General features: G+C 32.1%; 19 protein-coding genes. 8 read left to right on the forward strand and 11 right to left on the reverse strand.

Annotated features, from left to right (window positions below):
- Positions 1-31 precede the first annotated feature (31 nt).
- Both HB672_RS00260 and HB672_RS00265 read left to right on the forward strand, forming a co-directional pair.
- Complete coding sequence (locus HB672_RS00260; RefSeq protein ID WP_167605809.1) at positions 32-574, forward strand: hypothetical protein; 543 nt, start codon at positions 32-34, stop codon at positions 572-574.
- A 110-nt stretch (positions 575-684) separates the two neighbouring features.
- Positions 685-2,748, forward strand: a complete 2,064-nt coding sequence (locus tag HB672_RS00265) for a M13 family metallopeptidase (RefSeq protein WP_167605812.1) — start codon at positions 685-687, stop codon at positions 2,746-2,748.
- A gap of 61 nt (positions 2,749-2,809) precedes the next feature.
- Here HB672_RS00265 and HB672_RS00270 read toward each other — a convergent pair whose 3' ends face one another.
- Together HB672_RS00270 and HB672_RS00275 are read right to left on the reverse strand one after the other, a co-directional pair.
- Positions 2,810-3,517 carry a hypothetical protein gene (locus HB672_RS00270; protein WP_167605815.1) on the reverse strand — a complete coding sequence of 236 codons (708 nt, stop codon included), beginning with the start codon at positions 3,515-3,517 and terminating at the stop codon, positions 2,810-2,812.
- Positions 3,518-3,584: 67 nt separating this feature from the next.
- A complete protein-coding gene (locus tag HB672_RS00275; RefSeq protein WP_167605818.1) occupies positions 3,585-5,906 on the reverse strand; it encodes a M28 family peptidase in 2,322 nt (773 codons plus the stop codon).
- Between the two features lie 100 nt (positions 5,907-6,006).
- Here HB672_RS00275 and HB672_RS00280 point away from each other — a divergent pair, with 100 nt between their 5' ends.
- The gene (locus HB672_RS00280) at positions 6,007-6,471 is read left to right on the forward strand and encodes a CBS domain-containing protein (RefSeq protein ID WP_167605821.1); all 465 of its coding nucleotides are present in this window, start codon (positions 6,007-6,009) and stop codon (positions 6,469-6,471) included.
- 1 nt (position 6,472) lies between these two features.
- Here the strand turns inward: HB672_RS00280 and HB672_RS00285 are convergent, their stop codons facing one another.
- The 3 genes from HB672_RS00285 to speB all read right to left on the reverse strand — a co-directional run bounded on the left by HB672_RS00285 (position 6,473) and on the right by speB (position 8,394).
- Positions 6,473-7,153: a GIDE domain-containing protein gene (locus HB672_RS00285; protein ID WP_167605824.1), complete on the reverse strand. Its 681-nt coding sequence runs from the start codon at positions 7,151-7,153 to the stop codon at positions 6,473-6,475.
- A gap of 85 nt (positions 7,154-7,238) precedes the next feature.
- Positions 7,239-7,589, reverse strand: a complete 351-nt coding sequence (locus HB672_RS00290; RefSeq protein ID WP_167605827.1) for a hypothetical protein — start codon at positions 7,587-7,589, stop codon at positions 7,239-7,241.
- A gap of 10 nt (positions 7,590-7,599) precedes the next feature.
- Entirely contained in the window at positions 7,600-8,394 is a 795-nt protein-coding gene (gene speB, locus HB672_RS00295; RefSeq protein ID WP_167605830.1) for an agmatinase, read from the reverse strand.
- 793 nt (positions 8,395-9,187) lie between these two features.
- Here speB and ssb point away from each other — a divergent pair.
- Both ssb and HB672_RS00305 read left to right on the forward strand, forming a co-directional pair.
- Positions 9,188-9,520: a single-stranded DNA-binding protein gene (gene ssb, locus HB672_RS00300; RefSeq protein ID WP_167605833.1), complete on the forward strand. Its 333-nt coding sequence runs from the start codon at positions 9,188-9,190 to the stop codon at positions 9,518-9,520.
- Between the two features lie 313 nt (positions 9,521-9,833).
- Positions 9,834-10,286 (forward strand): Rrf2 family transcriptional regulator, encoded by a 453-nt coding sequence (locus HB672_RS00305; RefSeq protein WP_167605836.1) that lies wholly within the window; start codon positions 9,834-9,836, stop codon positions 10,284-10,286.
- A 9-nt stretch (positions 10,287-10,295) separates the two neighbouring features.
- Here the strand turns inward: HB672_RS00305 and HB672_RS00310 are convergent, their stop codons facing one another.
- The 3 genes from HB672_RS00310 to metG all read right to left on the reverse strand — a co-directional run bounded on the left by HB672_RS00310 (position 10,296) and on the right by metG (position 13,305).
- Entirely contained in the window at positions 10,296-10,529 is a 234-nt protein-coding gene (locus HB672_RS00310; protein ID WP_167605839.1) for a cytochrome C oxidase subunit IV family protein, read from the reverse strand.
- A 1-nt stretch (position 10,530) separates the two neighbouring features.
- Positions 10,531-11,112, reverse strand: a complete 582-nt coding sequence (locus HB672_RS00315) for a cytochrome c oxidase subunit 3 (protein WP_167605842.1) — start codon at positions 11,110-11,112, stop codon at positions 10,531-10,533.
- Between the two features lie 105 nt (positions 11,113-11,217).
- Positions 11,218-13,305, reverse strand: a complete 2,088-nt coding sequence (gene metG / locus HB672_RS00320; protein ID WP_280115275.1) for a methionine--tRNA ligase — start codon at positions 13,303-13,305, stop codon at positions 11,218-11,220.
- A 175-nt stretch (positions 13,306-13,480) separates the two neighbouring features.
- Between metG and HB672_RS00325 the strand changes: the two genes are divergently transcribed.
- Positions 13,481-14,407, forward strand: coding sequence for an LD-carboxypeptidase (locus tag HB672_RS00325; protein ID WP_244306553.1), 927 nt, complete (start codon positions 13,481-13,483; stop codon positions 14,405-14,407).
- A 3-nt stretch (positions 14,408-14,410) separates the two neighbouring features.
- Entirely contained in the window at positions 14,411-14,770 is a 360-nt protein-coding gene (locus HB672_RS00330; RefSeq protein WP_167605848.1) for a YraN family protein, read from the forward strand.
- 101 nt (positions 14,771-14,871) lie between these two features.
- Here the strand turns inward: HB672_RS00330 and HB672_RS00335 are convergent, their stop codons facing one another.
- Together HB672_RS00335 and mfd are read right to left on the reverse strand one after the other, a co-directional pair.
- Positions 14,872-16,152 (reverse strand): TlpA disulfide reductase family protein, encoded by a 1,281-nt coding sequence (locus HB672_RS00335; RefSeq protein ID WP_244306554.1) that lies wholly within the window; start codon positions 16,150-16,152, stop codon positions 14,872-14,874.
- 121 nt (positions 16,153-16,273) lie between these two features.
- Entirely contained in the window at positions 16,274-19,624 is a 3,351-nt protein-coding gene (mfd, locus tag HB672_RS00340; RefSeq protein ID WP_167605852.1) for a transcription-repair coupling factor, read from the reverse strand.
- Between the two features lie 111 nt (positions 19,625-19,735).
- Between mfd and HB672_RS00345 the strand changes: the two genes are divergently transcribed.
- Positions 19,736-20,167: a TerB family tellurite resistance protein gene (locus HB672_RS00345; protein ID WP_167605855.1), complete on the forward strand. Its 432-nt coding sequence runs from the start codon at positions 19,736-19,738 to the stop codon at positions 20,165-20,167.
- A 70-nt stretch (positions 20,168-20,237) separates the two neighbouring features.
- Here HB672_RS00345 and fbp read toward each other — a convergent pair whose 3' ends face one another.
- Positions 20,238-21,245 (reverse strand): class 1 fructose-bisphosphatase, encoded by a 1,008-nt coding sequence (gene fbp / locus HB672_RS00350; protein WP_167610141.1) that lies wholly within the window; start codon positions 21,243-21,245, stop codon positions 20,238-20,240.
- Positions 21,246-21,264: the final 19 nt, after the last annotated feature.

Raw genomic sequence — 21,264 nt, forward strand, 5'->3', positions numbered from 1 at the left:
AATATATTTGTGTGATTTAAGTTTTGCTTTTATGTCTAAATTACATTTAGTTATTTTTCGTTTTTTTTTGGTAGCAATACTGCTTTCAAATATTCATTGCAGAAATACTGAAGACGAAACATTGGCTACAAAACAAGAAACACAAACCGAGCTCACAAGAATTACACCTCAAGATATAACAGATATCAAGTATACGGAATATGTTTTAAGTGATTTAGCACAAAAAGAAGTTGATACTTGGACAAAATTTAAAGAACTAAGTGTAGAAGTTGAAAATCTTAAAAATGGAAATCTCTCATTTTTTAAAGATGACAAGACTATTCTTCAAGCGCTTATTGCCGATATTAAAAATGAAATACCAGAAAGTATAAATAGTTCGTCAATCATTGTACGTCTTTCAGTACTTGAAACAGCAATGTATAAATTTGATGAAACCATAAATCTTCAAAGTTCTTCAAAAGAGGCTATTATTAAAGATATAGAAAACCTTTTATTAGCTTACAACAACTGTGTTTATCAAATTAATAAGGTTATAGAAAGAAAATCTCAAAAAGACTATAGAAACCTAAATTAATTAATTTTTTAGGTGAAAATTTAAAATTAAATTCTTGCTTGGTGTAACAAAAAAAGTTTTTAGGCTTCTAAATAATAAGTAAATTGTACACTAAATAAATACTATACAAAATGAAAATCAATTCAAAAAGCCTATCGTTATTAAGTCTTTTTGCCTTTTTGGCAATTTTGGCTTGTAAAGAAGATACTAGCAAAGACACTGCTGAAGTGGAAAAAATTCCAGGAATTATCCTTGAAAACATGGATCCTGATGTAAGCCCTAAAGATGATTTTTACAATTACGTAAACGGTAATTGGATGAAAACAAATGTAATTCCAGACGATAGAACTCGTTGGGGTGGGTTTGGAGTATTAAGTAAATCAACCGATGAAGATGTACTTGAGATTATCAAAACATCTAAAGAACTTGGTAAATATGCTGAAGGAACAGACCAAAAGAAAGCGTTATTAATCTTTGAAACAAAACTCGATACAGTTGCAAGAGATGAAGCAGGGATTAAACCACTCCAGCCGCTACTTGATGCAATTAATGGCATCAATAATCTTAGTGATATGCAAACTGTATTTGCTACAACACTTGGTGTTGATGCACCATTTACAGGAATGGGTGCAGGTCCAGATATGAATAATAGCACCATGAATATGGCATGGGTAGTTTCTGGAGGACTTGGTTTACAAAGAGACTATTATTTAGAGAACGACGATAATTCTAAGAAAATAAGAACTCAATATGTTGATTTTGTATCAAAAATGCTTCAGTTTATAAATTATGACGAAGCAACTTCAAAAGCTGCTGCTGAAAAAATTCTAGCATTAGAAACAAAATTAGCAGAGCCAAGATTAGATAAAGTAGCTAGAAGAGATGCTCGTAATATCACTAATCCTATGTCTGTTGAAGAACTACAAGAACTAACACCAGTAATAGATTGGAATAAGTTTATTACAGATATGGGAATAACCAAAACCATATCAAGAGTAAACGTTCAGGAGCCAAAATACATGAAATATCTTAATGAATTCTTAACTTCTACATCTATTGAAGACATAAAAACGTTAATGACATGGAGCACACTTAGATCTAATTCTGGGTATTTAACGACAGATATGGAAAAGGAAAATTGGAACTTTTATGCAAAAACCTTAAGTGGTGCTAAGGCCATGCGACCAGCTGAAGAAAGAGCCCTACAAACGGTAACTGGAACTGTTGGAGAAGCTATCGGACAATTATATGTTGAAGCTAAGTTTCCGCCAGAAGCAAAAGAAAAGGCTGAAAAAATGATTGCTGATGTGATAAAAGCTTTTCAAAACAGAATCCAAAAGCTAGATTGGATGAGTGATAGCACCAAAACTAAAGCTATTGAAAAGTTAGATAAGTTTACAGTTAAAATAGCTTATCCTGATGAATGGGAAGATTATTCGGAATTAATGGTAAAAGAGGGCAACACTTTTGCAGAAAATATGATGGCAGTAGGAAAATGGGGAATGGATAAAAATTTATCTGAAATAGATGAGCCTATCGATAAAAGTGAATGGGGAATGCCACCACAAATGGTAAACGCTTATTTCAACCCAATTAACAACGAAATAGTTTTTCCAGCAGCTATTTTACAACCTCCTTTCTATAACTACACAGCAGATGATGCTGTTAATTATGGTGGTATTGGTGCAGTAATTGGGCACGAAATATCTCATGCTTTTGATGATTCAGGATCTAGATTTGACGGTGACGGAAACTTAAAAAACTGGTGGACACCTAAGGATTTAGAAGAATTTACAAAAAGAGGAGATGCTTTAGCGGAACAATATAGTTCTATTGAAGTTTTAGATAGTGTTTACATTAATGGTAAATTTACCTTAGGTGAAAATATTGGAGATTTGGGTGGTTTACTTGGAGCTTATGATGGTTTACAACTTAGTTTTGAAAGAAATGGTCGACCAAACGATATTGACGGATTTACTGCAGAACAGCGTTTCTTTATGTCTTGGGCTACAGTTTGGAGAACTTTAATTAGAGAAGATGCTTTAAGAACACAAATTAAAACAGATCCTCATTCTCCTGGAGTAAATAGAGCAATACAACCTTTAAAAAACATTGATGCATTCTATGATGCGTTTGATATTAAAGAAGGTGACAAAATGTGGTTAGCTCCAGAAAAACGTGTAAGGATTTGGTAAAATCCGAAAGTAGTATAAAAAAAGCAGCTCATTGAGCTGCTTTTTTTATACTAATTATATTTTAATTTTCCTTTTTAACTGGTGGTGGAGGTGGATTTTTTCTAGCAACTAAAGCATTTTTACTTAGCAAAGCTAAATTAAAATTAGGTGCTAAAGCAATTGCTTCATCTAATATTGCAATAGCTCCATCTAAATCACTCTGGTTTAATTTATACTTTGATAATCCTCTTAAATAAATAAAAGCAGCTTTTGCAGGCACTTGATAAGGCGTTTGTGAGTCATAATAAGTACGCACCTCATCATCTTTAGAATTTGCAATACCATATTCAATATTTGCAGTTGCACCTGCAATATCATTTACTTGAATTTTAAGATCTGCCATTTCATAAGCAATCATAATATTTGGTGTTCTTTTAAACAATTCTTCAAAATGCACCAATGCTTTCTGCGGTTCATTTAAGGCCTGCAAACTAACTGCTTTAACTTCAACTGCCATGTTAGAATCGCTTGCGTTTGAATCAATACCTATAGTGTTTAAAGCTTGCATATGCTTACCTCCATTCATATACAAAACTGCTAAAGTATCTTGCCTTGCTTGATTAGGCGATAGTAAATTTAAATGAGTTAAGGCATTAATAACGCCCTGCATATCTCCTTGCTTTTTCATTTGTGCATAATAGGCTTCATAATGTTTTAATAGCTCAGTATTAGTTTGTGCACTGGCTTGAAATGCAACTGCTAAAAATAAAATTCCTATAACTTTTTTCATGTTTATTTATTTAAGGGTTCAAAACTAAACAATTAAGTGAAACAATAGTAGTGCCAAAGACTAAATTTTAGTTAATATCAATGGTTTTTGTAACTATAACTGCATCATTAAGTATAAATGGTTTTGGTATCATTTCTTTAGTTCTTTCTGGAACTGTAAATAATTCATTTGATAATAAATCGAAAGACGCCTCGTAAATTTTAAATTGTGTTTTCTGATCTTTAGGAACTGTGAAATTTAAATTTAAAGAATCATTATCAGACACAAAATAACTGAACAGCCTTGTACTTCTTCTATTTTCAAAAGCAAATCCTTCTGGGTTTCCTTTAGGCACTTCAATTCCATTAGCTTCAAAATCTTTAAACTTAACATCTTTATTTGCATACAAATCAAATCTATTTATCCTTCTTTGCTGCACAACAGATAGTCTAATATGTCTTAAATCATCAATAATGGTGTCTTTATAGATGGTGATTTTTGATTGCGGAATTTGTTTAGCTTCGGCTTTTTTTGTGTAGGTAAATCCAGAATTATACTTACTGCTAAAAGTGTTACCTTCATTACTAGAATTAGCTTCATCATCTATAAAATTCTTTGTCCATGCGTCGAGTTTCTTATCATAAGTTGCCCAATTAGCTGTATTAGTATCTGCATTTAAAACGTACACGAGGCTGTTAGGTTTTGGTCGTTCTTCATTAAAACCAGATTGAAACTGTGCTGAAATTAAAAAATAAAAGGCTATAAAAAACAGCACATACGACCATCGTTTTTTATGCTTAAAGAAACCAAATACCGATATCATTAGCCCAAAAATTAAAGCAATAAGCAACATGGACACCAGTTTAACTGTAATTGAAACAGCTCCAATCTTCATAAAAAATCCTAATGCAACTGGAAAAAGCTTTATAAACGGACTAAAAATAAATAGCAACGGAAAACACAAAATAGCCATTAATAATAAACTTGGCTTTTGCTGTTTTATAAGAACGAATAAGCTAATTAATGCAAAATACACTGGAATTATAAAAAAGCTAGCGCCTTCCAAATACTGCCCCACAAGAGCACATATTATTAGCCATATAAAAATTGGCGCTACTAATAAGCTAGCCGTATTGTTTTCTTTATAATATTTGTTATATACACTCGCACAAATACCTATCGCTATTAAACTAAACGCTGCAATGTATGTGTAACCGTTATAGGTAAACTTATGCAACATTTCATAATATTGAGGATTCAAAAATTTAATAATCCACCAAAGGATATAGCCAACTATCAAACAACTTATAATAGAAAGAAACAAAGGAATAAAGCCTTTAATCACATCTTCTTTAATCAATCGAGAAGTCTTAAACCCATAAAAAACAAGAACAATAAATAGTGTTATCGCTAGAATAAACATTGGCCATATTAAAGCATAGTTATAAGCTATGGTTTTAAATAATGGCACATTGAAATAGATTTTATCTTCGGCACTTTTTAGATTGCTTAAATCTGCATTTGAAAAATGATTTAATAATGGCATTAAATAAGAACCCTGATGCTCCAATGTATTTCTGTCTAAACGCTCATAAGTATCATTAGCAGTGTGGTAGTCGTAATGATCGTCAATAAATGCAAAATTGAAACTTTCAATATCTCCATCTTCTCTAAATCGTGTGGCATCAGTGTCATTTGGTAATAATTTATAGATACTATAAATTAACGAATAGGCAACTGGATACGACGGATTTGCTTGCACGAACTCATCTACAAGTTTGGCATTTCCTCCATTAGTTTCTGGCCACATTACAGCTGATCCACCGCTTCCCCTAGCTTCAAAATTTAACACTAATCCAACATCTTTTGCCCATCTATGTTTGTTCACAAAAATATCTGCGCCATTAAGCCCTAGCTCTTCAGCATCAGTAATAACAATTATAATATCGTTTTTTGGTTGTTTTCCACTATTTAAATATGCCCTTAAACTTTCTAGAATTGTAACCACCCCCGAACCTGCATCACTAGCTCCTAGTGATGCTTGTGGTGCACTATCGTAATGTGATAACAAGAGTAATGCTTTAGTATTATCGCTTCCCTTTATTTTTGCAATAATATTTTTAGGTTTAGACAAATTCCCCCATTCTCTCATGGAGAAACTTTCCTGAATTTCTACATTTAATCCTAAGTTTTCTAATTCATTAACTATATAATTCCTTACGTTTTCATGTTCGTCACTTCCAACATAATGCGGTGCTTTGGTAATTTCTTTAAGATGAATTAAAGCTCGTTCGGTTGAAAATTCGTTCTTATCAGTATTTAAATCAGATATTTTTGAGGGTATGATTGCTGAAAAACTCCAGTACACAGCAACAATTAATAACACTAATGCTATTGCTTTTTTTATCATTTTAGGAAGATTACTTAGTTTTTATAAAAGTAGTAAAAATTCAATTTAAAGTAAGTCACAAAAAATTAGTAACTTAAAGGACAACACTAAATTTAATATTATGGGAATAAAAAGTTTTCAAGGTTCTAGGAGAATGCAACAAGAGATTGAAACATCTCCTATACAAGTTAAAGATTATATGACCACTAATCTCATCACATTTAAACCAAATCAATCGGTTGAAGAAGTTATTGATTCACTTATTAAAAATAGAATTTCTGGTGGTCCAGTAGTTAATGAGAATAATGAATTGATTGGTATTATATCAGAAGGTGATTGTATTAAACAGATTAGCGAAAGTAGATATTATAATATGCCTTTAAGTAACAGTTCGGTTGAAAAGCATATGGCAATCAATGTTGAAACTATTGATGGAAACATGAATGTTTTTGACGCAGCTAGTAAATTTTTAGATTCTAAAAGGCGACGTTTTCCAATTGTTGAAAATGGAAAATTAATTGGTCAAATTAGTCAGAAAGATATTTTAAAAGCAGCTTTAAAGCTTAAAGGTCATAACTGGAAATAATTTAAAATCTACTTCTTTTTTCATTCTTCTGTGGAATATCAGTAATTATTAATTTTTCTTTTCCTTCGCTTACAAGTTCTGCAATTTTGGAATAATGGTAGTCTGGTATTGGTTCGCTTAATGTTTTCCATTTAGCAATACCAGCAACTGTAATTTGCTCGCCAATTTCTATAACTCCTTCCTGGTAACGAAGTGATTTATTAAACCCTAAAAAATTAAGAGGGTCAATATTATAGCTTTTTAAGAGCGATTCAAACTCTGGTGTTGGGTCGTTAAAAGCTCCAGAAGATGTTCTTTTGTCTTTTACCAGATAACTTAAATAATTTTTTGGTGACTGCGAAGGTCTCACTATAACAAAGTCTCCGTTACTATTTATAAAGAATTCTTGCGTTTTTTCTTCGTCAATCACAGTTTTCCAATGTGAACTTTTTCCTGTGCTTACACGTTTTTCAATTTTAATAGTATAAAATACACACTTTCTTCCACTTAGTGGCGCTATTAATGGCTCTTTTACATGTAGAGCTTTTCCAGTGACTTTAGTAAGTTCGCTAGTTTTTAAACCTGTGGCTGGTTTTAAAGGGATTTTAGACAACTTCCTTAAAACAACTTGCTTCTTTGAGAAATAATAAGAAAGAAATATTATAGCGCCAACAACTACAATAATTATTGGAATGATTATCATTATTTCATTTGAAGAAAGCAATAGCATATTGATGGATTGTTAGTATAATATATTAGCACAAAAATCTTAAGTTATGTTACAAATTCTAGGAATCCCGTTTTACCAAAGCATAATAGTCATTCTCCAAAGGTAAATAGCCTTGGTCATACACAAAGTAATAAATAGCTCCTGCTTTGGTTGTGTAAATACTTGTAAAATAGTTAAAATCGAATCCTTTTTCTATCAGTTTAGCACGTGAAGTTCTCGTTTTTTGGTCAGGATTAAGATCTTCAAGAATTCTGTAATTTTTACGCAATCTATTATTGATGTTACGTATTAAGTTCTTACTATCCTTATTAACTCTATTGTTATAAGAATTTCTGCAGGCATCGCTACAAAACTTTTTATCTATACGACCAACTATTTTGTCTCCACATTCTGGACATTGTTTTTTCATAATTTTAAATTTATTGAAGCATTTTACTAGCAAGCTCTTTAAACAATTTATAAGCCACCATAGCTGTAGCATTATTTATATCTCGTTTTGGATTAAGCTCTACGATGTCTGCTCCAACAATTGGAACTTTTATTTGCTGAATAATATCTATTAATTGCCTTGTACTCATGCCTCCAGGTTCATGATGAGAAATTCCTGGAGCAAACGCTGGGTCCAACACATCGATATCCAATGAAATATACAAAGGTGATTCGAGCGAATTGATAAAATCTGTGTTAAAATCCTTCATTTCAACGACATTCACGCCAAAACGTTTTGCTTGTTCTTTTTGATGCGTATTAAAGGTTCTTATACCAACTTGTGTTAACGAATTTAATGCACCTTTTTCCATGAGTCTTGCAAATGGTGATGCATGCGAATAAGGATTGTTTTCAAAATTGTCATACAAATCGGCATGTGCATCCAAATGCAACACATTTAATTTTGAATATTTTTCTGAAAATGCTTCGATAACAGGAAAGGAAATAGAATGATCTCCTCCTAAACTTATTACCTTGCTCCGATCCTTTACTTCTTTTCTGATCGTTTCTTTAATTCTTTTGTAAGCAGAAGCAACATCAATTTCAGTAAATTCTATATCTCCACAATCTTTATAATTTACACTTTCAACTATTTCATTACCAAACTCACAAAATCGATTTGCCGACCCTTCAGTATCCATTAATCGAATATGTTTTGGCGCTAAAGCTGAACCTCTTAAATAAGATGAGTTGGCATCATAAGGTATTCCTATTAGTTTAAGCATGATTTTTTTAATATTTTTTAAATGCCAGTAAATAGGCAACTATTAACAAAGAGGGGACAGGTACAAATTTATTAATGACTAATAATTTATAATAAAAATATGAAAAATAACTCATTCAATTAAAAATTAAAAAAGTCATGCTTTTAAATACGTCGTAATATTTTTATATAAAGTATGTGGTATAGAATAGGAAACGCTTGGTGAAGAAAAAAGCAAAAAAAAAGCGGGACAAGCCCGCCTTATACTCTTAATATAAAATTACCTAAAACGTCTTTTTAAATTCCAAGTGATAGCACTTGTATTACTAAAGGTTTTCGTTTTAATTCCAGCTTTACTTACCGCTGTTACTCTGTTATTATTATTATTCATTACAATTTTTTCATTTTAATTTATGAGCCTGCAAAATTAGTCATATTTTTAATAATTGAAGCTTTTTTATTATCTAAATTTAGAATAAATAAACTAAAATACGGAAAACCCTTATAAACAAAAGGATTCAAGAATAAAATATTTTCGTTTTCAAGTCATTAAATTGTTTAAAACATAGATTTTTATAAAAAAAATGAAAGAAATTTCATAAAATTAAAAGCTTGAATTGTTCAAAAAATTCTAGTTGCGGCTAATAATTTGTTTAAAATGCAATTGAATTATTCGTTTACAAACGACTACAAGCATTTACAAACGATTTTAAATGTGTAATAACCGACTAATATTTTGTAGGTGTCGCATCTTTGCAATGTCGAAACATAAAAGCTCGATAGTATTAACTGTTTAACACGAAAAATTTAAAATTATGAACTCATTAAGAAACAAAGTACAGTTGATTGGAAACCTTGGGAACGAGCCAGAAATTATCAATCTAGACTCAGGAAAAACATTGGCAAAATTCGCAATCGCAACCAACGAAAGTTACAAAAATGCTAGCGGTGAAAAAATTACAGATACGCAGTGGCACAATGTAGTTGCTTGGGGGAAAACGGCTCAAATCATTGAGAAATATGTTACCAAAGGAAAAGAAGTTGCTATTGAAGGTAAATTAACCTCAAGAAGTTATGATGATAAGGATGGCAACAAAAGATATATTACCGAAGTTGTATGCAATGAATTACTAATGTTGGGCAAATAAACTTAGCATTGCATTAAATATAAAAGCCGTCAAATTTGACGGCTTTATTTTTTTATTTTGAACTTAATCTTAAGATTATTTCCAATTAGCAAATGGGCTATTAGCCAACATAGAATTATAATATTTGTCTTGACCAGTAACTTCCTCTCCTAGCCTTTGAGGTTTTAAAAAAATCCTCATCTCCAGAGTCCAGTTCAATTCCTTGAACCATATTTAATTTACAACAAAAACAACTTACATCAAACAAAGGTTTAATATCTCTTTTTAAATAGCCATTAAAAATTAGTATTATATTTGAAAAATATAACCTATTATGCTTACAAACGCCACCAAAATTGCTATTCGAGCTACACTATACCTAGCAATGTTCTCTAATGAGACAAAAAAACTAGGTGTTAAGCATATTGCTGAAACGTTGGAAATACCACGACCATTCTTAGCAAAATTATTACAGAAGCTAAATAAAAGTGATATTGTCTCTTCTACAAAAGGGCCTCATGGTGGTTTTTATTTAAACGAAATAAACACTAAAAAAAGGGTTTGGGATATTATTGTTTGCATTGATAATCCGGATCGTTTTAGCCAATGCTTTTTAGGACTTGCTGAATGTAGTGACGAAAACCCTTGTCCTGTACATTTTACTGTTGCCCCTTTTAAGAAAAAGATTTTGAACGATTTTAAAGGTAAAACCATTGCTCAGTTTGCTAATGAAATTAAAAACTCCGATAAGATTATTATATCTTTAAAAGACTTATTTCTAGACTAGAATAAACCGTTAAAATTGTAATAATATAATTGTGGTGAACAAGAGTAAAAAAATCAGCACACTTGCTTTCCAAAAAACATGTGCTTTTTTCATTTCCATAAAATAAAAAGACACGCCTATAAATTTTAACACCGCTAAAATTAGTATTGCCACAACAGTAAAACTTTCATTAGCACTTGAAATAATTGCAGTAACAATTGTAAGTATTATTAATACACCTAATGTTATTAGTAGTTTTTTCATACTAAAAGAGTAAATAGATTATAGGAAATAGTAATAGCCAAATTAAGTCGCACATATGCCAAAAGGCAGCACTTGCCTCAACATCTTCTAATTTTGTTGTTGAATTAGTTTTACTAAGTCCAAAATAAACAGAAGCCAAAATAACTAAGCCAACAATTACATGAACTACATGAAATAAAGTAAGCATCCAATAGTATTTGAAAAACGTATTATAACCAATGTTAAATCCTGCATCAATCTTATCAAAATATTCATAGCCTTTTAGTGCTAAAAACAATAAACCACCAAGCATGGTGAGTTTTAAAAATAGCTTTGTTTTGTCTAGTTTTTGTTGTTTTAGATTATGAACAGACACAGCCATAAAAAAACCGCTTACAATTAAAAAAAAAGTATTAACAACTCCTATGGTTGAGTTTAAATATAGTCTCGATTCATGAAATAATTCGGGTGCTTCTTTACTACTGTAAACCATTGCAATTAGTGCAATACCAAAAGTAAAAAGCTCTAAAAAAATAATAATCCACAATAAAATCCCACCTGGTGGATAGTAAATGTTTTTATAGGATATTGTATCACTTTTCATAATACACTTAGATATTTAGGATAAAAATATCCTCAAATGTAATATGATGCATTATTATATGATATGACAAATGTCATATCACATAACTCTTAATCCTGAAAAAGATTAACTAATACTTAAACCATTTGAAACCTTGTCATGCTCATCAGGACTAACAAACATAAGATTCCCAGATTCGTCTTCGGTCATTAAAATCATACCTTGACTTTCAACACCACGTAATACTCTAGGAGCAAGATTTACTAGCACAGTTACTTTTTTTCCTATCACTTCTTCTGGAGAAAAACTTTCAGCTATTCCAGAGACAATAGTTCTGGTGTCAAATCCTGTATCTACTTTTAATACCAATAGCTTTTTGGTTTTTGGCATTTTTGTAGCTTCTAAGATTGTGCCAACACGAATATCCAATTTTGAGAAGTCATCAAAAGTGATTTCGTCTTTTTGTGGTTCTACCTTTTTCTTAGCTGCTTCGTTAGCTTTTTTACTTGCCTCAAGCTTATCTAATTGAAATTGCACATCCTTATCTTCAATTTTAGTAAATAATAATTCTGCTTTTCCAATAGTATGATTAGCTGGAAGTAGTTCTAGGACTTCTGAAATACTATTCCATGTAGATGCTTCGACAAGCTCAGAATGACAAAGAATGTCTTTAAGTTTTTTAGATGTAAAAGGCAAAAACGGTTCGCTCAATATGGCTAATGCTGAAGCGATTTGTAACGCTACATACATGATAGTTTGCACACGAGCGTCGTCTTCTTTTATAACTTTCCAAGGTTCTTCATCTGCCAAGTACTTATTACCAAGTCTTGCCAAATTCATTAATTCTTGACTTGCCTCTCTAAAGCGATAACGCTCAATAGAGCTTGCTATAACCGCTGGAAATGCTTTTAGTGTTGCTAAGGTTTCTTCATCAATTGCCGAAAACTCATTTGGCTGTGGCACAACACCTTCATAATACTTATTGGTAAGCACTACCACTCTATTAATAAAGTTTCCAAAAATGGCAACTAACTCATTATTATTCCTTGCTTGAAAATCTTTCCAAGTAAAATCGTTATCCTTAGTTTCTGGCGCATTTGCCGTTAAAGCATATCGCAACACATCTTGCTTATCTGGAAATTCTTGCAAATATTCATGCAACCAAACTGCCCAGTTTTTAGAAGTTGATAATTTATTGCCTTCTAAATTTAAAAACTCATTTGCAGGAACATTGTTAGGCAAAATGTAACTACCTTCTGCTTTTAACATTGCTGGGAATATGATGCAATGAAATACAATGTTATCTTTTCCAATAAAGTGCAACAGTTTCGTGTTTTCATCTTTCCAATAAGGCTCCCAGTCTTTCCCTTCACGTTCAGCCCATTCTTTTGTTGCAGAAATATAACCTATTGGTGCGTCAAACCACACATACAACACTTTACCTTCGCCACCTTCAACTGGAACTGGAATTCCCCAATCCAAATCACGTGTGACTGCTCTTGGTCTAAGTCCATCATCAATCCATGATTTACATTGTCCGTAAACGTTCGATTTCCAATCTTTTTTATGACCAACTAGAATCCATTCTTTTAAAAAGGCTTCATGTTTATCTAAAGGTAAAAACCAATGCTTAGTTTCCTTTAATGTTGGCGTTGCTCCTGTAATAGCAGATTTCGGATTTATCAAATCGGTCGCATTATGACTTGTGCCACAGTTTTCGCATTGGTCGCCATAACTTTCTTCATTACCACATTTTGGGCAAGTACCAATCACAAACCTATCTGCTAAAAATTGATTTGCTTCAGCATCATATAACTGTTCTGTTACCTCTTCAACAAACTCTCCTTTATCATATAAGGTTTTAAAAAAATCTGATGCAGTGTCATGATGAATCTTTGCAGTTGTCCTTGAATAATTATCAAAAGAAATTCCGAAATCTAAAAAAGACTGCTTAATTATGGCATGATATTTATCGACTATATCCTGAGGTGTGACACCTTCTTTTTTAGCCTTAATAGTAATTGGAACACCATGTTCGTCACTACCACAAATAAATGCCACATCTTTACCTTGAAGACGTTGATAGCGTGCATAAATATCTGCTGGCACATAAACACCTGCTAAATGACCAATATGAATTGGGCCATTAGTATAAGGTAAAGCCGCAGTTATTGTATATCTTTTAGACATCATTTTTTCTTTTTGGAGGCACAAAAATACACAATTTGTCAACCTTTAAGAAACCAAATTAATTAGAACTTCGTTATATTTACCAAAAGCCTCTTATATGATTTTTAAACGCATTACATACGCTTTGTTAATACTGACTCTATTTTGTCATACTATAGTTTTAGCTCAGTCGTCAAATTCAACTTATTCAACTACCACAATGTCTAAACCTTTTTTACAGCCGCAACATTTAAAAGCAGGTGATTCGGTTGCTATTGTTGCACCTTCAGGAATTTTAAGGAATCGCGAAAAAGAAATAAATCAAGCTAAAGATTTGCTTAAAAGCTGGGGACTCAATGTTGTAGTGGGTGAACATGTTTTTAAAAAAGCTAATCATTTTGCTGGAACTGATGATGAGCGTGCAGATGATTTTCAAAAAGCCCTAGACAATCCAAATATCAAAGCTATTTGGTGTGCTCGTGGTGGTTATGGAACTGTTAGAATGATTGACAAATTAGATTATACTAAGTTTAAAGAAAACCCTAAATGGGTGATTGGTTATTCTGATATTACAGCTATTCACAACCAACTCAATATTGAAGGCAGTGAGTCTATTCATGCTATGATGTGCACAAGTTTAAAAGATGATTTTACAGAGATTGAACAAACCATTGAAACTTTTAAGTGTGCCTTATTCGGACAACCTTTAAGCTATACTGTTAAGGGTTCAAAATATAATAAAACCGGAAATACAAGTGGTCCTTTAGTTGGAGGAAATTTAACTTTACTTCATACTATGCTAGGCTCTAAAACTAGTATTGACACTTCAGGAAAAATACTGTTTATTGAAGAAATTGGTGAGTACAAATATCATATTGACCGAATGTTGCAAAGCTTAAAACGTGCAGGTTATTTTGAAAATCTAAAAGGACTTATTATTGGAGACATGAGTAATATGAGAAAAAACACAACGCCTTGGGGAACTTCCATTGAGCAACTTATTTTAGATGTAGTTGCCGACTATGATTTCCCTGTATTATTTGATTTTCCAGCTGGTCACGAAGATGATAATCGTGCTTTAATTTTGGGGAGAACTATTGAGTTAAAGGTAAGTAAAGAATCTTCGTTATTGACTTTTGCGAATTAATCAATGGCACAACACAACGAACTAGGTAAAAAAGGCGAGCAATTGGCTGTAGATTACTTACTTAAGAATAAGTATGAAATCATTGAACGCAATTACCGATTTGATAAAGCCGAAGTTGATATTATTGCTAAACAAAAAGATACGCTTGCCATTATTGAAGTTAAAACTCGTTCTACCTTAGATTTTGGTAATCCACAAGATTTTGTAAAACCAAAACAAATACAACGCCTTGTAAAAGCGGTTGATGAGTATGTTACAGTAAATGATTTAGATGTGGATATTCGCTTTGATATTATTGCAATCGTAAAAGAAGGAAAATCATATAATATTGAGCATTTAGAGAATGCTTTTTATCACTTCTAGTTCCCACGAAAACGAGAACCTCCTAAACTAAGGTTTTAATAAAAAATGGATTTCGCATCACACTTCGACTGCACTCAATGGGGCTGTACAGAAATACAAAATTAGTTGCTTATGTACTCTTTTAACGCACTTATATCATATGGTTTTGCAAGGATTTTTTTCTCGTTATTCAAAACAAAATAGGTAGGTGTTGCATTTACATTATAACTATTACCAATTTTGTTTTCCCATTTCCCCATACCAAGTACGTGCAAAAATTCAGGGTATTTAGCAATCTCCCTTTCCCATAAATAAGTATCGTCTTCTAAGCCAACAGCAATGACTTTGTAATCTGGATTGTTCAAACTTTTTAGGTGTGCTTGCAGTTGTGGGATTTCTTGTAAACAATGCGAACATGAGCTACTCCAAAACACAAGAATATATTTTTCTGCTACGTCTAAATCGTACATAGAAATAGGTGTTCTTTCGCCATTTTCTTCTATAAACACATCAAATTCTGGTGCTTTATTACCTATAGACAAACTCTTAAATTGTTTAAGCCTATTTACCAATTCGGTATCTTTTAAAGATTCTGCAAGTTTAATTAAATACTTATCAGAAATGTAATTGGCTACGCTATCAAAATTTGTATCAACCATTTGCTGCCAAATTATTTCAAGTAGTGTGCTTTTAATTTCTGGTTGTGCTTTTTTCATTGCCGAATATACCTCGTCGATATTACGCTTGTATATATCATTTTCATCTTCATTTGTAGATGCCATCCCAAACACATAATTAGACACACGGTCAATTAAAAAATTTGAACTCTGTAGTGTTTCATTATTAAAATCGACATAATCAAAAAAGTGCTTTTTTATATTAGTGATATACGTGGCAATATCTTCATAACTCTTTGGGACATATGGCTTGTTTGCCTTTATGAAGTCACTTACTATAGTCCCTTCTGCTGCTTTCTCATACTCTAGTTGCGTTTCTTTTTGAGTCCTAAAAATCGACATTAATGCAGAGCTATCCTGACTTTGTTGATTGTAAAAATCACCTATGCTTTGACTGATAAGCGACATACTATTTGTATACGAACTCATTAATGTGTTTTCTACAGATGCTTTAAAATCGACTCCTGTTTCAGCATTAAATGTTAGTGATACATCTTCTTTTGCATTATAAATGATATCGAAATTAAATTCTTCTTGTGGTAATGCATAAACCAATCTATACATCCCTTGAGTCGCTGTAGAATCAAGATCAAATCGAAAATTACCTTCCTCATCCATTTGTGTATTTGCTACATACAAAGTAGATGTTGGCGTTACTTTATATAGCACAGCAAAAGGATAATCTTCAGCAGGAGAAAAAGTTCCTTTAATGGTATGTTGCGCCATTAAAAAAGTTGGAAAGATAGATAGGATGAAAATTAGTTTTTTCAACATTGTAATTATTTATTAATAAGACCCTTATTAAGCTTAATGGTCACGTGTTTTTTTAATTTTAATTATTCAATAATCAAGCCAAAATTGGTTGTAATGCTTTTAAAGCATTATCTATCGATTTTATGTTTTCAAAAGTAAGCAATAATCGTAAACCTTGACGTGTTTGTTTTTCTTTCATTTTACAAGCAGTAGGATGATTTTGAATGTATTGTAACACTTTGGTAAAGCCAACACTTTGGTAAAAACTACTCTGCTGATCTTTTATAAAATAACCGATACACCTGTTTTGTTTCATTATTATTTTTTCGAAACCTAACTTAGCTGCTATCCATTTAATGCGAACACTGTTTAAAAGGTCTACAACTTGAATTGGCAATTCGCCAAAGCGGTCAACTAATCTTGCCTCAAAAGCCTCCAATTCTTCCTCAGTTTTAAGCTCATTTAATTCGGTGTATAAGTTTAAACGTTCGGCTATATTATTCACATAGTCATCTGGAAATAACAACTCGAAATCGGTATCGATTGTTATGTCTTTTATATACGTTTTTTCTTTTCCTTCGTCATTATACAAATCTTTAAACTCATTTTCTTTGAGTTCTTCAATAGCTTCATTTAGTATTTTTTGATACGTATCAAATCCAATTTCATTAATGAATCCACTTTGTTCGCCACCAAGTAAATCTCCAGCACCACGAATTTCAAGGTCTTTCATAGCAATATTGAAGCCACTTCCAAGTTCGGTATGTTGCTCCAAAGCTGTGATACGCTTTCTAGCATCATTTGTCATTGCTGAATATTCTGGAGTGATAAAATAGCAAAATGCTTTTTTATTACTTCTACCAACACGTCCTCGCATTTGGTGCAAATCACTCAGTCCAAAATTATTGGCATTATTAATAAAAATGGTGTTGGCATTTGGCACATCTAATCCACTTTCAACAATAGTAGTACTTACCAATACATCAAATTCACCATTCATAAAAGCTAGCATAAGCTGCTCAAGTTTTTTGCCTTCCATTCGTCCATGACCAATACCTATTTTAGCATCAGGAACCAAACGCTGTATCATACCAGCAACTTCCTTAATGTTTTCAATACGATTATGAATGAAAAAGATTTGTCCGCCACGTTGAATTTCGTAACTCACAGCATCGCGAATGGTTTCTTCATTAAAACGAATAACATGACTTTCTATTGGATAGCGATTTGGTGGAGGTGTTGTAATCACAGATAAATCGCGAGCAGCCATTAAACTAAACTGAAGCGTTCGAGGTATTGGCGTTGCTGTTAAGGTCAATACATCTACATTTTCTTTAATAGTCTTTAATTTTTCTTTGACAGCGACACCAAATTTTTGTTCTTCATCAACAATAAGTAGACCCAAATCTTTAAACTTTACATTCTTATTTACTAATTGATGAGTGCCAATAATAATATCAACCCTTCCGTTTTCAAGTCCTTCTAAGGTTTCACGTTTCTGCTTAGCAGTTCTAAATCTATTAAGATAATCTACAGTTACTGGAAAATCTTTTAAGCGTTCTGTTAAGGTTCTATAATGTTGATACGCCAAAATGGTTGTAGGCACTAGAATAGCGACTTGCTTCCCATTATCAACTGCTTTAAATGCTGCTCTAATAGCAACTTCGGTTTTACCAAAACCAACATCGCCACACACCAAACGGTCCATTGGTTGTTCACTTTCCATGTCTGCCTTGATATCAGCAGTTGCTGTAATTTGGTCTGGTGTATCTTCGTAAACAAAAGATGCTTCCAACTCGTGTTGCATGTAACTATCTGGGAGATATTGATAGCCTTTTTCTAATTTACGCTTTGCATATAGTTTAATAAGGTTAAAAGCAATTTCTTTTACACGAGATTTAGTTTTTTGTTTAAGAGTTTTCCAAGCTTTGCTTCCTAATTTGTAAATCTTTGGAGGTTTGCCATCTTTACCATTAAATTTCGTGATTTTGTGCAATGAATGTATGCTCAAATACAGTACATCGCGTTCGCCGTAAACCAATTTTATTGCCTCTTGCTTTTTACCCTCAACATCAATTTTTTGCAAGCCTCCAAAACGACCAATACCATGATCTATATGTGTTACGTAATCGCCAACATCTAAATTTGTTAGTTCCTTTAATGTGATTGCTTGCTTTTTAGCATATCCATTTTTTAGATGAAATTTATGGTAACGCTCAAATATTTGATGATCTGTATAACAAATAATTTTGTTGTCGTGGTCTATAAATCCTTGATGCAAAGACAACACAAAGGTTTTATAATTCACATCCTGCTCTACATCGTCAAAAATGTCGTGAAACCGTTTTGCTTGTTGTTCAGAAACACAACTAATATAATTAGTGTAGCCCTTATTATGATTAGTGTTTAGGTTATCGATTAATAAATCGAATTGCTTATTAAATGAGGGTTGTGGAGAAATATTGAATTCTATTGTTTGTGATGTTTCGACTCTGCTCAACATGACAGCTACACTACCAAACTCAACTAAAGTAAAATCTAAAAGTTGCTTTTTTAACAGCGTTGAACTACAAAAAAGTGCTTCAGGTTCTGCATGTTTAATATCAGAAGATAAATTGTTAAATGCTTCGACAGCCTTACTATAAAAATCGTCAATTCTTGTAAAGAGCAAATCAGTATTTTTAGTGAAAATCACTGTTTTTTGAGCAATATACTTTAAGAAACTTTGTCTGCTTTCTTCTAAAAACTTATTGGCAACATTTGGAATAATATTGATTTTTCTAACCTGTTCGGTAGATAATTGCGTTTCTACATCAAACGTACGAATGCTATCTACTTCATCTCCAAAAAACTCAATGCGATAAGGTTCATCATGTGAAAAAGAAAACACATCTACAATGCCTCCCCTTACAGAAAATTCACCGGGTTCGGTCACAAAATCAACACGTTTAAATTTATATTCAAACAATACTTCATTTACAAAATCGATGGATAAATTATCGTCTTTTGAAATCTTTAAAGTATTTCGTTCCAACTCCTTTCTAGTCACAACCTTTTCAAAAAGAGCATCTGGATACGTTACTATAATCGCTGGCTTTTTTCTAGAATTTATTCTGTTTAATACCTCAGCTCTAAGTAACACATTGGCATTATCGGTCTCTTCTAGCTGATAAGGTCTACGGTAACTTCCCGGATAGAATAACACATCTTTTTCATTAAGTAAGTGTTCAAAATCGTTTAAATAATAAGCCGCCTCTTCTTTATCATTAAAAACCAGTAAAAATGGTTTGTCGGCTTCCTTAAAGGCATTAGTAATTACAAACGAAAAAGAGGACCCAATAAGCCCTTTTAAATGTGTTTGAGTTTGACTTATGGCAATAGAAGATTGCAATTTTTGCTGTTGCAAAGACTGTGAAAAAATTTGCGAGATTGTAGTTTTACTCACTAAGAAAATTTTGAAACAAATATATAATAATTGTTGATTAGAATTTTACCTTTTATAGAACAAAAACGTATTAATAATATTATATTTGCATCACAAAAATAATTTCAAGTTATGTCAATTTTAGATTTATTCGATAGTGGTTTTAAACAACGAAATGAAGACCATTTTGCAGCTATTGTAAGAGTTGCTATGAGCGACGATGTTATTAATGAAGCTGAAAAAGCATTTTTAGATCGTTTAGCTAGAAATTTAAATATTTCGGAGCAAGAATATAAAAAGATATTAAAAGATTATAAATCTCACCCTATCAACCCTCCTTTATCGTATGATAGACGTTTAGAGCGTTTGTACGATTTAGCAAGAATGGTTTGGGTAGATCACATAGAAGGTAAGGATCAAATAAAAATGCTTAAGAAATTTGCTATTGGTCTAGGTTTTAAAGCAGAAAACGCAAAATATATTACTGATAAGGCACTTAAGTTAGTACACCAAAATGTTGATTTAGATACATTTACTGAAGAAATGAAAACAATGAATCAATAAATAATCACATAACATCATAAAAAAAGCGAACTAAAAAAGTTCGCTTTTTTTATGTCTTAAATTTGGTTTCTTATTTAGCCTTTTCCATAAACTCTTCAACTTTTTTAACCATATTCTTACTACCACATAAAAAAGGCACACGTTGGTGTAGTTTAGTTGGCTCTATATCCATAATTCTTGTAAATCCGTCACTAGCTCTACCATTAGCTTGTTCGGCGATGTATGCCATGGGATTGCATTCGTACAATAACCTCAACTTTCCGTTTGAGTTCATTGAACTTTTTGGATACATATATATACCTCCTTTGATCATATTTCTATGAAAATCGGACACTAAAGAACCTATATATCGACTAGTATATGGTCTGTCCCCTTCTTCCATCTGGCAATATTTTATGTAATCTTTAATCCCTTGTGGGAAATGAATATAATTTCCTTCATTTACCGAATAAATTTGTCCGTCTTCAGGAAATTGCATGTTTGGATGTGACAAGTAAAATGTACCGATAGCTGGATTTAATGTAAATCCATTAACACCATCTCCAGTCGTATATACTAGCATAGTTGATGTTCCATAAATAACATAACCAGCAGCTACTTGTTTGTTTCCTTTCTGTAAAAAATCATCAATTGTTACGGGAGTTCCAACTTCTGTTACACGTCTATAAATAGAAAAAATTGTACCTACAGATACATTAACATCAATATTTGATGATCCATCTAAAGGGTCGATTAATACCACATATTTATTTTGATTATTCTCGTCTTGACTATTAATTGCTACAAAATCGTCTTCCTCTTCACTTGCTATACCACAAACAATATTACGTCTAGTCATGGCTTTTATAAACAAATCATTTGCGAAAACATCTAATTTTTGCTGATCTTCCCCCTGAATATTTGTATCACCTGCCTCACCAATAATATCAACTAATCCAGCTTTATTCACCTCATGATTAACTACTTTAGCTGCTAAACGAATAGCATTTATTAATCGTGAAAGCTCACCAGAAGTATACTTAAACGATTGCTGATTTTCTATAATAAATTCTCCTAAAGTTTGGTTTCTTTGAGACATATATGGTTGTTCATTAATT

The organism is Gaetbulibacter sp. S0825, assembly GCF_011777505.1.
GTDB lineage: Bacteria > Bacteroidota > Bacteroidia > Flavobacteriales > Flavobacteriaceae > Pontimicrobium.